The 14,377-nt window shown below is 65.5% G+C and carries 14 protein-coding genes; 2 read left to right on the top strand and 12 right to left on the bottom strand.

Translation table 11 applies throughout. The features are described from left to right. Positions 1-133: 133 nt before the first annotated feature. A complete protein-coding gene (gene ispH, locus ACQR0W_RS28705; protein ID WP_315716301.1) occupies positions 134-1,102 on the bottom strand; it encodes a 4-hydroxy-3-methylbut-2-enyl diphosphate reductase in 969 nt (322 codons plus the stop codon). 267 nt (positions 1,103-1,369) lie between these two features. Between ispH and ACQR0W_RS28700 the strand changes: the two genes are divergently transcribed. Continuing rightward, entirely contained in the window at positions 1,370-2,065 is a 696-nt protein-coding gene (locus ACQR0W_RS28700) for a DUF1013 domain-containing protein (RefSeq protein WP_316170779.1), read from the top strand. Positions 2,066-2,351: 286 nt separating this feature from the next. On the opposite strand, the gene ACQR0W_RS28695 is transcribed toward ACQR0W_RS28700, so the two are convergent. From ACQR0W_RS28695 to ACQR0W_RS28670, 6 genes are all read right to left on the bottom strand, one after another. Further along, entirely contained in the window at positions 2,352-3,083 is a 732-nt protein-coding gene (locus ACQR0W_RS28695) for an OmpW/AlkL family protein (RefSeq protein ID WP_315751420.1), read from the bottom strand. A gap of 183 nt (positions 3,084-3,266) precedes the next feature. After that, complete coding sequence (locus tag ACQR0W_RS28690) at positions 3,267-3,539, bottom strand: hypothetical protein (RefSeq protein WP_315716305.1); 273 nt, start codon at positions 3,537-3,539, stop codon at positions 3,267-3,269. A 97-nt stretch (positions 3,540-3,636) separates the two neighbouring features. Then, positions 3,637-5,541 carry a propionyl-CoA synthetase gene (locus ACQR0W_RS28685; protein WP_315716306.1) on the bottom strand — a complete coding sequence of 635 codons (1,905 nt, stop codon included), beginning with the start codon at positions 5,539-5,541 and terminating at the stop codon, positions 3,637-3,639. Between the two features lie 123 nt (positions 5,542-5,664). After that, positions 5,665-7,047 carry a tetratricopeptide repeat protein gene (locus ACQR0W_RS28680; RefSeq protein WP_410051256.1) on the bottom strand — a complete coding sequence of 461 codons (1,383 nt, stop codon included), beginning with the start codon at positions 7,045-7,047 and terminating at the stop codon, positions 5,665-5,667. A 101-nt stretch (positions 7,048-7,148) separates the two neighbouring features. Next, the gene (locus ACQR0W_RS28675; RefSeq protein ID WP_315758898.1) at positions 7,149-7,898 is read right to left on the bottom strand and encodes a tetratricopeptide repeat protein; all 750 of its coding nucleotides are present in this window, start codon (positions 7,896-7,898) and stop codon (positions 7,149-7,151) included. Positions 7,899-8,016: 118 nt separating this feature from the next. Beyond that, the gene (locus ACQR0W_RS28670) at positions 8,017-8,187 is read right to left on the bottom strand and encodes a hypothetical protein (protein WP_316170777.1); all 171 of its coding nucleotides are present in this window, start codon (positions 8,185-8,187) and stop codon (positions 8,017-8,019) included. A 34-nt stretch (positions 8,188-8,221) separates the two neighbouring features. Between ACQR0W_RS28670 and ACQR0W_RS28665 the strand changes: the two genes are divergently transcribed. Then, a complete protein-coding gene (locus ACQR0W_RS28665; protein ID WP_316170776.1) occupies positions 8,222-8,992 on the top strand; it encodes a hypothetical protein in 771 nt (256 codons plus the stop codon). Between the two features lie 147 nt (positions 8,993-9,139). On the opposite strand, the gene ACQR0W_RS28660 is transcribed toward ACQR0W_RS28665, so the two are convergent. The 5 genes from ACQR0W_RS28660 to ACQR0W_RS28640 all read right to left on the bottom strand — a co-directional run bounded on the left by ACQR0W_RS28660 (position 9,140) and on the right by ACQR0W_RS28640 (position 14,232). Further along, the gene (locus ACQR0W_RS28660; protein WP_316170775.1) at positions 9,140-9,940 is read right to left on the bottom strand and encodes an SDR family NAD(P)-dependent oxidoreductase; all 801 of its coding nucleotides are present in this window, start codon (positions 9,938-9,940) and stop codon (positions 9,140-9,142) included. Between the two features lie 23 nt (positions 9,941-9,963). Next, entirely contained in the window at positions 9,964-10,338 is a 375-nt protein-coding gene (locus ACQR0W_RS28655; protein ID WP_316170774.1) for a DUF1850 domain-containing protein, read from the bottom strand. After that, positions 10,335-12,428 (bottom strand): TRAP transporter permease, encoded by a 2,094-nt coding sequence (locus ACQR0W_RS28650; protein ID WP_316187200.1) that lies wholly within the window; start codon positions 12,426-12,428, stop codon positions 10,335-10,337. The genes ACQR0W_RS28655 and ACQR0W_RS28650 overlap by 4 nt, the downstream gene beginning before the upstream one ends. Positions 12,429-12,584: 156 nt before the next feature. Further along, complete coding sequence (locus ACQR0W_RS28645) at positions 12,585-13,547, bottom strand: TAXI family TRAP transporter solute-binding subunit (RefSeq protein WP_315716311.1); 963 nt, start codon at positions 13,545-13,547, stop codon at positions 12,585-12,587. 208 nt (positions 13,548-13,755) lie between these two features. Next, complete coding sequence (locus tag ACQR0W_RS28640) at positions 13,756-14,232, bottom strand: hypothetical protein (RefSeq protein ID WP_315716312.1); 477 nt, start codon at positions 14,230-14,232, stop codon at positions 13,756-13,758. Positions 14,233-14,377: the final 145 nt, after the last annotated feature.

Raw genomic sequence — 14,377 nt, 5'->3', positions numbered from 1 at the left:
ATCGAAGTTCGCCTGCCCCCGCCTCTCCGATGCGAACTTCGTCACCGAACAGGCCCGTAGCGCCCTTCATCGCGCATGCGGGCGCCGCGTTCAAGGCCGAGAGGCCGCCGAGGGCGGAAAAGAACCGGCCGACTTACTCGGCTGCCGCTTCCGGCCGGAGCGAGCGCGGCAGCGGGAAGAATTCGTTCTCTTCCGCCGCAGAGACCGTCTCGACATGGAGCACGTAGCGCTCGGCAAAGGCGCCCATGATCTCCTCGACGATCACCTCCGGCGCCGAGGCGCCGGCTGTGATGCCGAGGCTCTTGATGCCCTCGAAGCGCGCCCAGTCGATGTCCGAGGCGCGCTGCGCCAGCACGGCAATCGGGCAGCCCTCGCGCTCGGCGACCTCGCGCAGGCGCTGCGAGTTCGACGAGTTCGGCGCACCGACCACGATCAGCGCATCGACCACCGGGGCCACCTTCTTGACCGCCAGCTGGCGGTTGGTGGTGGCGTAACAGATGTCTTCCTTGTGCGGGCCCGAGATGTTCGGGAAACGGCCCTTGAGGATCGCGACGATATCCTTGGTGTCGTCGATCGACAGCGTGGTCTGGGTGACGAAAGCGAGGTTGTTGGGGTCTTTCGGGGTGAAGGTCGCCGCGTCCTCGGCGGTCTCGATCAGCGTCACGGCGCCGGCCGGAAGCTGGCCGACGGTGCCGACCACCTCCGGATGGTGCGAATGGCCGATCAGCAGGATCTCGCGGCCGCGCTTGAAGTGGATCGCCGCCTCGCGGTGGACCTTGGTCACCAGCGGGCAGGTCGCGTCCAGGGAGAAGAAGTTGCGCGCCTGGGCCTCGGCCGGAACCGATTTCGGCACGCCATGGGCCGAGAACACCACCGGTGCGTTGGTACTGTCGGGAATCTCCGCCAGTTCCTCGACGAAGATGGCGCCCTTGGTCTTCAGGCTGTCGACGACGTATTTGTTGTGCACGATCTCGTGGCGGACATAGACCGGGGCGCCATAGATGGCGAGCGCCCGTTCCACGGTGTCGATGGCGCGCACCACGCCGGCGCAGAAGCCGCGCGGCGAGCAAAGCACGATTTTGAGGTCTGGTTTGGCTGCCATGGGGCTGGTCTGAGCTGATCTATGCGGGCTGGTTTCGGCGACCACGGACCCCCGGGCCGGCAAGCGGGGGCGGTCGATACGCGAAGAACTTGGGTCTGACACTCGTTTGGGTAGGACTTGGGACTGCTTTCGAGCGCTGTCAAGGCCGTTTTCTCCAGGCCATTGCGCCCTGCCCCCGGGACGGCTTATATAGGGCCAATTCCCGTCATCGCCGATGACCGCAGGTTTCGCCTCCAGGGCCGGGGCGGAGCACAAAGGAGATTTGCCATGAGCAACGCCCCGCTGATGCCGAAGGCAACTGCCGTGTGGCTGGTCGACAATACCGCCTTGACCTTCGACCAGGTCGCCGATTTCACCAAGATGCACCCGCTGGAGGTGCGCGCCATTGCCGACGGGGACGCCGCCCAGGGCATCAAGGGCATGGATCCGATCTCGACCGGGCAGCTCACCCGCGAGGAGATCGAGAAGGCCGAGCGCGACCCGAATTACCGGCTCCGGCTGCAGGAGAGCAAGGTGGTGCTGCCGCCGCAGCCCAAGCGCAAGGGCCCCCGCTACACCCCGGTCTCGCGCCGCCACGAGCGCCCGAGCGCCATTCTCTGGCTGGTGCGGAACCATCCCGAGCTCAAGGACGCCCAGATCATGCGCCTGGTCGGCACCACCAAGACCACGATCGCGAGCGTGCGCGACCGCACCCATTGGAACGCGCAGACACTGACGCCGATGGATCCGGTGACGCTCGGCCTGTGCTCGCAGATCGAGCTCGACTTCGAGGTCCAGCGTGCCGCCAAGGAAAAGCCGCTCGACGCCAATTACAGCGGCGCCACCCTGCTCCCGGCCTCCGAGACCACGCGCAAGGACGAGTACGAGCCGGCGGGCCGCGATGAGGACGATCTCAACGTCGACGCCGTGTTCGCCAAGCTCAAGACCATCGGCGGCAAGAAGCAGAACGACGAGGAGGAGTAGGACGGGCACCTCCTGTCCTCGGGTCAATTCACCCGCGACTGCCCCACCATCGGTGTCGTCCCTGCGAACGCAGGGACCCATAACCACAGGATTGCGTGACGGCCCAAGCTGGCTGTAACTCAGCGCGTCTTTCCTCACTCCCGCTGCGGCGTATGGGTCCCGGCTCAAGGCCGGGACGACACCTGTTTTACAGGCCCGAGCCCGAGCTTCGCGACCCGCAAACAGTCCAAAAAAAATGGCGCCGGGAATGCCGGCGCCATGACAGTCTTGGGAGGAACTGAAAAAATCAGAACTTGTAGGTGACGCCGACGCCGACCAGCCACGGATCGATGTTGGCGCGGCCGGTGACCGGAATTGCGCCGTTGACGGTCGCCGAGTAGTTCGGCTGCAGCCACAGCTTCTTGACGTCGACGTTCAGGCCCCAGTGCCTGTCGAGCATGTAGTCGAAGCCGAACTGGACCGCGGCGCCCCACTGGTTGGAGATGTGCAGGTTGGTGACGGCAAGACCGTTCCACACCTGGTTCGCGGCGCTCTGGTTGAAGAAGACCGTGTAGTTCACACCCGCGCCGACATACGGCTTGAACGCGCCGAAATCGGTGAAGTGATATTGCAGGGTCAGCGTCGGCGGCAGCAGCCAGGCCTTGCCCATGTTGAGGCCGTCGAGCGAGCCGGTGCCGCCGATGGAATGCCGGGTGACGCCGAGGATCAGCTCGGCCGCGATGTTCTTGGTGAAGAAGTAGCTGATGTCGAGCTCGGGCACGACCGAGTTGGAGATCGACAGGCCGGAGTTCGGCGACGACAGCGCCGGCACGCCGGTCACGTTCACGGTGGAGCCGCCAGCATCCGGCAGCACGCCGAGCGCGCGCACACGAAGCATCCACGGATTCCACGCCTCGACCACCGGCGCCTTGGTGTAGACCGGCGCCGCCTGCAGGTCGGCCGCTTGCGCCGAGCCCATGGCTCCGCAGATCGCCGCCAGCACCAGCAGCGACGACGAGAGTTTCAACATCCTGTTCATCGAGATCCCCATAGCCACCCTTGAGCAACATCTGCGCGGGCACGGCCGCGCCTTGCGGTCACAGATGTGGCAGGGACGCCATGGAGTTGGATTTGATCTCAATCAATCGGCATTGTTGCAGCGCCGATGTCACGCAACTGTTGCATCGAAGTCACGCGCCATGAGAGGCGCTTGCACTGGCGCTCAGGGCCGGTCGGGGTGGTTCATCATGTATTCGCCGAGATCGCGCTGCCGGCGGTCGGCACGTGCCTCGGCGCGCTGCCGCTGCACGTCGCGGTCCTTGCGGCAGGCGACATATTCGGCGGAGCCCGGCGCGACCTTGCCACCGGCCTGACAGACCGCATCATCGTCGTCATTGCCGAGCGCCACCGCGGGACCCTGGTTGCGGGAGGCGCAGGCCGAGAGCGAAAATACGGCCATCAGCACCAGGGCCAGGCGGGCGGAGGTCTGTCGCATCGAACGTTCCATTCTCGTCAATCGGGCTGGTCTGACGCCGTTGCTTGACGAGAATGGGCGCCCGGGTCAAGCCCGGGGCACGTTCAGCGGCGTCGTGTCAGACGCGGCTCTTCAGCGCCTCGCCGATTTCCTCGAGCACCTTGGGATCCTCGATCGTGGCCGGCATGCTCCATTGCTCGCCGTCGGCGATCTTCTTGATCGTGCCGCGCAGGATCTTGCCGGAGCGCGTCTTCGGCAACCGGCCGACGGTGATGGCGAGCTTGAACGCAGCGACCGGTCCGAGCTTGTCGCGTACCAGCGCCACGATCTCCTTTTCGATCTGCGACGGGCTGCGCGAGACACCGGCCTTGAGCACGATGAAGCCGCACGGCACCTCGCCCTTGATCGCATCCTTGATGCCGAGCACGGCGCATTCCGCGACGTCGGGATGCGAGGCCAATATCTCTTCCATGCCGCCGGTCGACAGCCTGTGGCCGGCGACATTGATGATGTCGTCGGTGCGGCCCATCACGAAGACATAGCCGTCCTCATCCTTGTAGCCGGCGTCTGAGGTCTTGTAGTAGCCGGGGAATTCGCTGAGATAGGATTCCTTGAAGCGGTCCTCCTGCTGCCACAGGGTCGGCAGGCAGCCGGGCGGCATCGGCAGCTTGATCACGATCGAGCCCATGGTGTTGGCGGGCACGGGCTTGGCGGCCTCGTCGACGATGTCGACCTGGTAGCCCGGCATCGGCACCGTCGGCGAGCCGTGCTTCACGGGCAACAGGCCAAGGCCGACCGGATTGCCGGCGATGCACCAGCCGGTCTCGGTCTGCCACCAATGATCGATCACCGGCACCTTCAATTGCTGCTCGGCCCATTCCACCGTCGGCGGATCGGCGCGCTCGCCGGCCAGGAACAGGGTGCGGAAATGCGATAGATCGTATTTGCGCAAGAAAGTACCTTCCGGATCCTCCTTGCGGATGGCGCGGAAGGCCGTGGGCGCGGTAAACAGAGCGACCGCCTTATGATCGCTGATGACGCGCCAGAACGCGCCGGCATCGGGCGTTCCGACCGGCTTGCCCTCGTACATCACCGAGGTCGCGCCATGGATCAGCGGGCCGTAGATGATGTAGCTGTGGCCAACCACCCAGCCGATGTCGGAGGCGCACCACCAGACCTCACCCGGCTTGATGCCGTAGAGATTCTCCATCGACCATTTCAGCGCGACGAGGTGCCCGCCATTGTCCCGCACCACGCCCTTCGGCTTGCCGGTCGTGCCGGAGGTATAGAGGATGTAGAGCGGATCGGTCGCCAGCACCGGCACGCACGGCGCCAGCTTGCCATTGGCGAGCGCAGATTTGCGCAGCGCCGCCCAGTCGTAATCGCGGCCGGGCTTCAGCTCGCAGACATGCTCGGGACGCTGCAGGACGATGCAGGCCTTGGGCCTGTTGTCGGCGAGCTCGATCGCCTGATCGAGCAGAGGCTTGTATTGCACGATGCGGCCGGGCTCGATGCCGCAGCTCGCCGACAGCACGAGCTTGGGCGTGGCGTCGTCGATGCGGGTCGCGAGCTCCTTGGCCGCGAAGCCGCCGAACACCACCGAATGCACCGCGCCGATGCGCGCGCAGGCCAGCATCGCGACCATCGCCTCGGGCACCATGGGCATATACAGGATGACGCGGTCGCCCTTGCCGACGCCGAAATCCTGCATGATCGCGGCGAGCGTCTGCACCTCCTTCAGCATCTCGGCATAGGTGAGCTTCGTGACCGAGCTGGCGAGCGGCGAATCGTGGATCAGCGCCAGTTGATCGCCGCGGCCGGCGGCGACGTGGCGGTCGAGCGCGTTGTAGCAGGTATTGACGACGGCCCCCGCAAACCAGCGGCCGTAGGCGCCCATCGCGGGATCGAAGATGGTCTTGGCCGGCTCGATCCAGTCGATCGCGCGGGCGGCCTCGGCCCAGAACCCTTCCGGGTCCTGCAGCGACCGTGCATGGACCTCGTGATAGCGGCTCGCAGCGCTCATGACGTTTCCCCAAGATCTGTGTTTATTCCCGAGTATTGTCACGGGACAAAGCGACAGTTCAAGCCGTCATGAATTGATCCAGATCAGGCAGGCCCGGACGTCCGCGCCATTTTCCGGGCCGGATCAATGCGCTCCATCGCGGAGGGTATCCAGGCGACGCTGCAGGGCTAGACGAAGGTCGTAGCCGGGCTTGCCGAACCGGGCATTGCGCTCCGCGATGAAGTCACGCTGCGTTCCGCGCAGCTCGGCAGCGGCGCGGCCGCGGGAGGACTTCAAGCGCCGGGCATAGCTTTCGGAAATGCCGAGATCGAGCACCGAGAGCTGCGGGTCGGCGCAGATGACCTTCTCGACCTCGCGCGCGGCCGTGGCGCAATCGAACGACGGACCGCTTCGCTCTGACGGCGCGTTCAACGGACGCGGCGGCTCGGCGCCGAACTTCTTGATCTCGGCCAGCATGACGCGCCGGCCGGCGGTGGCATTGTCGTTGCCGGGATCCAGCCGCAGCGCGGCCTCGTAGTCGGCCAGCGCCTTGGCGCGCTCGCCCATCTTCTTGTACAGCACCGCCCGGTTGTTGTAGGCGAGCGCGAAATTCGGATCGAGCCGCAGCGCGGCGTCGTAGTCGCTGAGCGCCGCGCCGAGCTCGCCCTTGAACTGATGGGAATCGCCGCGGTTGGTGAAGAAATTTGCCCGCTGCTCCATCCTGATCGCCTGATCATAATCGGCGATCGCCTTGTCGTACTCCTTCATGGCGGCGTAGGTGAGGCCACGATTGTCGTAATATTCCGACACCTTCGGATCGCGCCGGATCGCCTCATCGTCATCGGCCAGCGCCTTGTCCATCTGGCCGAGCTTCTTGTAGGCCGCGGCACGGTTGGTGAATGTGCGCGGCCGTTTCGGGTCGAGCCGGATCGCCTCGTCATAGTCGCGCACGGCCTTCTCGTTGTCGCCGCGCAGGTAGAAGGCGACGCCGCGGTCGGCAAAGGCCTGCGCGTAGTCGGGCTTCAGCCGGATCGCCTGGTCGTAGTCGGCCAGAGCGCGATCAAGACGGCGCTGCTCGGTATAGACAACGCCACGCAGCTCATAGGCTTCGGCGTCATTCGGATCGAGCGAGATCGCCATGCTCAGATCGGCCGCCGCCCTGCCGGCATCGCCACCGGCTTCGCGCATCAGGTCGCCACGCAGCCGATAGGCGCGCGCATTCTTGCCGTCGAGCGCGATGGCACGGTCGAGGTCCTTCAGGGCCTGGGTCAGGCCGCCCGAGGTACGCGCACGGGCATCGGCGCGGGCAACCAAGGCGATGGATTGATCCTTCGGCGAACTCGATGCCTGCTCGATTGCGGTCGAGCAGGCGGTGATGAGCTCGGACGGGGGCGCCTTGCTGCCCAAAGCGCATTCGGGGTCCGCGGCGAATGCAGGCTGGGCCCCGAGGCCAAGGACAAGACCGGCTGCAAGACCCAGCGCGAGGTAGGATGAGCAGGATGAAATCGAACGAATGAAAGCGTGCATCGGCATGGACTCGGCTCGAATTTCGACTGTTGCGGGTGAGACGCTGATCTCCCCCGTTGTCGTCTCCGGCCGGAACCCGGTTCAAGCGGCCACGCCGATGGTCAATAGCCGTCGACGCCGTTCAGCCGCCGCAGGCGGTCCTGCATCGCCTTCTTGAGATCGTAGCCGGGCTTGCCAAAGCCGGCGTTGCGCCGCGCGATGAACGCGTCCTGCTCGCGCTGCAGGGCGCGTGCCGCGGCGGGGCCGGCCGCCTCGCGAACGACGCGGGCCTGCGCGCCGTCGATCTCGCGATCGAGATTGGCGAGCTCCGGATCGGCGCAGATCGCCTTCTCCACGGCGCGCCGCGCCATGGCGCAATTGAAGCTCGGCCTGCCCGCGACGGCCATCTGCGCGCCCAGGCGCTCGAGCTCCACTGCGAGCGCGTGGTAGTTGCTGCGGGCACTGGCGTGATCCGGATTGAGCCGCAGCGCCGCGGCGAAATCGGCCAGCGCCTTCGGACGGTCGCCCTTCTTGCGATGCAGTTCGCCGCGCGCATTGAAGATGCTGGCGAGCGTCGGGTTGAGCTGCAAGGTAACGCCGTAGTCGGCGATGGCGCGATCGATCTCACCCCTGGTGATGAAGATCGAGGCGCGCGCGATCAGCGCGTTGATGCGGTCGGCCCTCGCGGCCTTGGGATTGTCGATCACGGCGCCGCATTCGGTGAGCACCTTGTCGCCATCGCGCGCCTCCGAGGCCGCCATACAGGCACCGGCATCCACCGCCGGCTCCTTGCCGGGCTCGGCCGCGCCGACCGCATGGGCCTGGGTCGAGACCAGCCATCCGAGCGTGACAAGCGCAGCGAGGCACAGCATCCCATCCCGGCGATCTGCTGCAGCCCATGAGGAGACGGATGCGGTCAAGACAGATGGCTCTCTCAGGTCGTGGGCGATCCGGCACGGCGCGCGGGGCGTAACCGCCTCCGCGGCGACTTCAACTATACAGCGGCAGCAGCGCTGCGACAGTTCTTTCCTGCATAAGGGGATCCTTGCGGACGGGCGCTCGCGAACTGATTGCGGCCCCGGCAAAAATGCGGGTGATCGTGCCGCGCAGTCCCCTCGCGATGTTGTGGATGCGCGCACCGGCGAAGCCCTCGGTCGCCATTTGAACCTGTTGCGGTCCCCGCAGACACAACCGCATGACTATTCTGACCGACAATTCGCGCGCACGCGGCGTCGTTGCGTCCCCTGCGCGCTATTTCTATTTCAACATGGCCCTGGCCTGCATGGCCACGGCTATCCTCGGCTTCGCACCGACCTACTGGCTGCCACTGGCCCGCGGCTCATTCTCCGGCGCGCCCGTGATTCATTTCCACGGCTTCCTGTTCTTCACCTGGACTCTGTATTTTGCGCTGCAGAGCTGGCTTGCTGCATCCCGACGCACGGCGTGGCACCGCTCGCTCGGCATCTTCGGCGTATCGCTCGCCACGGCGATGACGATCTTTGGCTTCCTCGTTGCCATCGAGGCGATGAAGCGCTCCGCGGCGATGGGGCAGACCAATGAGGGCATCGCCTTTGCCATCGTGCCCCTCAGCGGCATCGCCTTCTTCGCCGTGGTCTTTGCGCTCGCGGTTGTCCATCTGCGCCGGCCGGAAACGCACAAGCGGCTGATGCTGCTCGCCGGCATCTCGCTGCTCGACGCCGCCGTGGCGCGCTGGTTCCTGACATTCCTGGCGCCGCCCGGCCCGCTCGGCCCGCCGCCGGTGTTCGTGACGATCCCACCGGCCTTCGTCGCCTACCTGCTGCTCGTCGTCGCGATCGTCCACGACCGCCGCACGTTCGGACGCGTCCACCGGGTCTACGTCTATGGCGGGCTGGCGCTGATCGCCGTGAAGCTCCTGAACTGGCCGATCAGCATGACCTCGACGTGGCATGCGATTGCAGGCGGCATGCTGGCGATGGCGCAATAGCCGCAGCGCTGATCTCTCCTGTAACACGCGTCATTGCGAGGAGCCGAAGGCGACGAAGCAATCCAGGGCTTCCTGGAGACTTCCGCCTTCGCTCTTCGAGCGACGGCGGACACATCGCGTTGCTCGCAATGACGCGCGCGGCGAGACCTAACTCCGGCAGGTCAGCCCGCCATCCACCACCAGCATGGTGCCGGTGACATAGCGCGACTCGTCGGAGGCGAGGAACAAGGCGGCATGGGCGACGTCGAAGGCGTCGCCCATGTGCCCCATCGGCACCTGCGCATCACGCTTGCGCCACATCTCCTCGACATCGCCCTTGGCGTAGCTCGCGGCCAGCCCCGCTGAGTGCTCGACCATCGGCGTCTTCATGAGCCCGGGCAGGATCGCATTGACGCGGACGTGCTTCGGCGCGAACTCGACCGCGGTCGTGCGCGTCATCTGGTTCATCGCCGCCTTGCTGGCGCCATAGCTGACATAGGAGATGCCGACCTGGCGGATCGAGGCGACAGAAGAGATGTTGATGATGGAGCCGCCGCCCTGCCCGATCATCACCGGAATGACGTGCTTCATGGCGAGATAGGCGCTCTTGAGGTTGACCGCGAACACGCGATCCCACTCGGCCTCCTCGACATCGACGACGCTGCCCATCTCGGCGATGCCGACATTGTTGTCGAGCACGTCGATACGGCCATAGGCGGCAACGCAAGCCTTCACCATCGCCTCGACCTCGACGGCCTTCGAGACATCGGCGGTGAACGCCTCGGCCTGCCCGCCTTCGCCTGAAATGATCGAGGCGGTCTCCGCGGCGGCGGCCTTGTTGCGGTCGACGCAGAACACCTTGGCGCCCTGTCGCGCAAAGGTCACGGCCGTGGCCTTGCCGTTGCCCCAGCCCGGCCCGATCGAGCCCGCACCGACCACCAGCGCCACCTTGCCCCTGAGACGATCCATCGCGTTCTCCCGTCGCTTATTCGTTATTCGGTACAGGCGCTCATCGTGATGGTCGCTGCGCCGATGTCATGGCCGAAGATGTCCGACAGCGTCCGGCATTGCCCGTCCGCGCAGATGCGCCACTCGCCGGCCGCGCCGGAATTGGCGAGCACGATCCGCGACAGCGGCCCCCGCTGGGTCTGCCACTGGAACCAGCCGTCGACCAGCCGCGCCTCCGGCGGCGGCTCCATGCCCGCGCCCGAGCCCTTGACGCGCGCCTGCACCAGTTCGAGACCATCGGCCGTGACGCGCCAATCCTCCTGCCACGCGGTCTTCTCAACCGAGTGGGTCCAAGCCAAAGTGAATCCGGCGAGCGTCAGCGCCTTCACCACACCCGATGACGCGAGGCAGAGGCTCAAGCGGAGGCCGCCACGGCAGCCGGCGGCCGCTGCCGCCACTGCCACGCCACGATCACCACCGCCAGGGCAAATCCCAGCACGTCACTGTAGGGAAATTCGCCGAGCAGGCAGACGGACGCGACAAACGCCAGCAAGCGCTCGACCAGGGTCATGCGCACGTACAGGAAGCCGATCGCCACCATGCCGAACAGGCCGATCGAGATCAGCGCCTTGACGGAGGCATACGCCACCGCGCCGATGAAGCCGAGTTGCGCCTCCATCGGGTCACCCGGCTGCAGCATCAGCGCGGGCGAGTAGACGAACAGGAACGGAATGACGTAGCCGGCGAGCGCGATCCGCATCGCCTCCCAGCCGATCTTGTCGGGATTCTCCTTGGCGATCGGGGCGGCCGCCAGCGCGGCCAGCGCGACCGGCGGCGAAAGGTCGGCCATGATGCCGTAGTAGAACGCGAACATGTGGCTCGCGATCAGGGGCACGCCCAGCTTGGCGAGCGCGGGGGCCGCCAGTGCCGCGGTGATGATGTAGGTCGGGATGGTCGGGATGCCGGTGCCGAGCAGGATCGACAGCAGCATGGTCATGATCAGCGCCGCGAACAGGCTGGTCTTGCCGAGGCCGATCACCCAGCCTCCGAAGATCGAGCCGACGCCGGTCTGCGTCATCATGCCGATGATGACGCCGACGATGGCGCAGGCCATGCCGACGGTCAGCGCCGACTTCGCACTTTCGGCCAGGGAATCGCGGCAGGCGTGCAAGGTGCCCATTCCGCCGCGCACGAAGCCGGTGATGACGATGAGCGCGACGACGACGGAGGCGACGGGAATGATCTGCAGGCCGTTGCGCGACAGCGCGCCGACGACGAGCGCGAGCCCGATCCAGAAGACGTAGCGCAGCACCTGGTTGGAGAAGCCCATGGTGATCGAGGTGCCCAGGATCAGCGCCACCGTCAGCGCGAGTCCCATCGAGCCCGCATACAGCGGCGTGAACCCCTCGAACAGCATGTAGACCAGCGCGGCGAGCGGCAGCACGAGATACCAGCGCGCCACCAGCGCCTTCCAGGCGCTCGGGATCTCCGACGGCTTCATGCCGGTCAGGCCGTGCTTGCCGGCCTCCAGATGCACCATCCAGAACGCCGAGGCGAAATAGAGAATGGCTGGAATGACCGCCGCCTTGACGATCACCGAGTAGTCGACGCCCAGGGTTTCGGCCATGATGAAGGCGACCGCGCCCATCACGGGCGGCATGATCTGTCCGCCCATCGACGCGGTGGCTTCGACGCCGGCCGCAAAGGCGCGGCGGTAGCCGAACCGGATCATCAGCGGAATCGTGAACTGGCCGACAGTGACGACATTGGCGACGCCCGAGCCGGAGATCGTGCCCATCATGCCGGAGGCGAACACCGCGACCTTGGCAGGACCGCCGCGGGTGCGACCGAACAGGCCGAGCGAGACGTCGGTGAACAGCTGGATCATGCCAGCATGCTCGAGGAACGAGCCGAACAGGATGAACAGGAAGATGTAGGTCGCCGAGACGTAGATCGGCACGCCGTAGAAGCCCTCGGTGCCGAAGGAGAGGTGTGTAATCACCTGATCGAAATCATAGCCGCGATGGTTGAGCGGCGCCGGCAGATACTGGCCGAAGAACCAGTACAACAGGCAGGCGCCGCACATCAGCGGCAGCGCGAGTCCCATCAGCCGGCGCGTGCCCTCGAAAATCAGTATCGCCAGCAGGGTTCCGACCACGAGATCGGTGCGCGTCGGATCGCCGTCGCGCGCGATCAGGTCCGCATAGAAGATCCACTGATAGAGGCCGCACAGGAAGCCGATGGCGCCGATGGTCCAGCCGGCGATGCGCCCGGCGTCGGTCTTGGCGGTGAAGTTGCCGATCAGGCCGAAGGTCAGCAGCAGCAGGAAGCCGACATGGACGCCGCGCACGACCTGGCTCGGCAGATAGTTGAAGGCGGCGACGTAGAGCTGGAATATCGCAAAGGCGAGCCCGATGCCGTAGGCGAGATAGCCCCAGCGGCCGGGGCCGAAGCCTTCCGGAAAGCCGTGCTCGAAATTGTCGAACTCGACCTTGACCGGCGTTTCCATGTTCACGGCTTCGATCGTCATGATCCCCCCAACGCGCCCATCAGGCGCTGCTGACCATGGCCGCAATCACCTGAACGACAAGACTGCGCGGAATGTTTCCCACGCAGCCGGTTGCGAATGATCCGGCCTACAAGGCAGGCCGGGCGAGCAGCGTCCTTATTTCAGGATGCCCTTTTCCTTGTAGTAGCGGATCGCGCCGGGGTGCAGCGGCACCGGGCTGTCCTGCGCCGCCGTCTCCAGCTTGATCTCCTTGCCGGCGGCGTGCGCATTGGCGAGCTCCGGCAGCGACTCGAAGATCAGCTTGGTCATCTGATAGGCGAGATCGTCGGATACCGCCGAGCTGGTGACGAGATAGTTGATCACGGCCGCGGTCGGCACGTCCTTGTCCTGGCCGGTATAGGTGTTGGCCGGGATGGTCGCCGCGACGAACGGGGGCCCGATCTTGTCGACGACCTCCTTCGGCACCGACACCACGGTGATCGGCGACGAGGTCGACAGATCCTTCAACGATGCGACGCCAAGGCCAGCCGACTGCAAGGTGGCGCCGAGCTGCCGGTTCTTCATCAGGTCGACCGATTCGGCGAACGGCAGATACTCCACCTTGCCGAGATCCTTGTAGCTCATGCCGGCGGCGGCGAGGATCGCGCGCGAGTTGAGCTCGGTGCCGGACTTCGGCGCGCCGACCGACAGACTCTTGCCCTTGAGATCCGCCAGCGTCTTGATGCCGGACTCGGCCGTCGCGACGATCTGGATGTAGTTCGGATAGATCGCGCCGATCGTGCGCAGCTTGTCCAGCTTGGTCTTGAAACCGGCCTCCTCCTCGCCGTTCCAGGCGGCCTTCAGGGAGTCGCCGAGCGCGAAGGCGAGCTCGCCGCGGCCCTGCTGCAGCAGGATCAGGTTCTCGACGGAGGCCTTGGTCGCCTGCACCTGGGTTTTCACATTGGGGATCTTGTCGCCGTAGATCTTCCCGATCGCGACACCGAGCGGATAGTAGACGCCCGACGTGCCGCCGGTGAGCACGTTGATGAAGCTCTGGGCCTGCGCCGCTGGCGCCGCGAGCAGACAGGCGGCTGCCAGAATGAAACCGGTTGCAGTGCCAGAGATTTTCGAGAAGCGCATGGATCCTCCCATTGATTTTGCCGCAAATTGGACGGCTGCGGGCGCGGGGTCAACCCATCCGAAAGACTGGCGCACCAGCCTCTCCCGCTCCCACGGCGCGAGGCCGGGACCGATGCGCCCCGCGTTCAATCTTACATTGACAGCACCACCAGCTTGAACCGCAGGTGCAGCCCAGAGGAGCGGGCCGCCTCGCTCGCAAGGCCGCCGGTCACTGGAACGTCATGTCGAGGCACTTGGAGATGTCCGAGCCGAGCCCGGACGAGATCGTCATGCAGCCGCGCACCTTCTGCTGGGTCGTATCCGCCACCCAGATCGAATAGCCGCCATTGCCGAAGAAGGAATTGGTGTTCGCCGGCTCGGTCTCGGTGGCGTCGAACTCATATTTGGAATCGGTGTCGAACACGCGCGGCTTCCTGGTGCAGCCGCCGTCGGTCTGGACGTTGATGACTTCCTTGTTGTCCCGGGTCAGCGACAGTGAGACCTGGCAGCGGAAATATTCCGAGGTCTTCACGTTGAAGAGGTAGGCGTAGGACTTGCAGACGGCCGTATTGAGCTTGCCGGCGGAGAGACCGCGGCTGCAGGCGATGCGCTGGTTGTTGGACAGCTTGAAGTCGTCGGCCCGGGCGGATGCCAACGTCACCAGCGACAACGCCGCAACCCAACCGATCTTCGTGACAAGGCTCATCCGAATCATCCCCAAATTGTTTTCTTGGCCTATGTTTCTAAACCACGCTGCAGGATAATCGCGAGATCGGCGAATGGAAAATCCGCCCAACGATCACTGCACTGCGACGGGGCGACGTTGACGTCGCGTCAGCGTTCGTGATTTG

It is taken from the genome of Bradyrhizobium sp. HKCCYLRH1034 (genome assembly GCF_051168375.1).
Taxonomy (GTDB): domain Bacteria; phylum Pseudomonadota; class Alphaproteobacteria; order Rhizobiales; family Xanthobacteraceae; genus Bradyrhizobium.
This window is presented reverse-complemented; position numbering and strand designations above follow the sequence as displayed.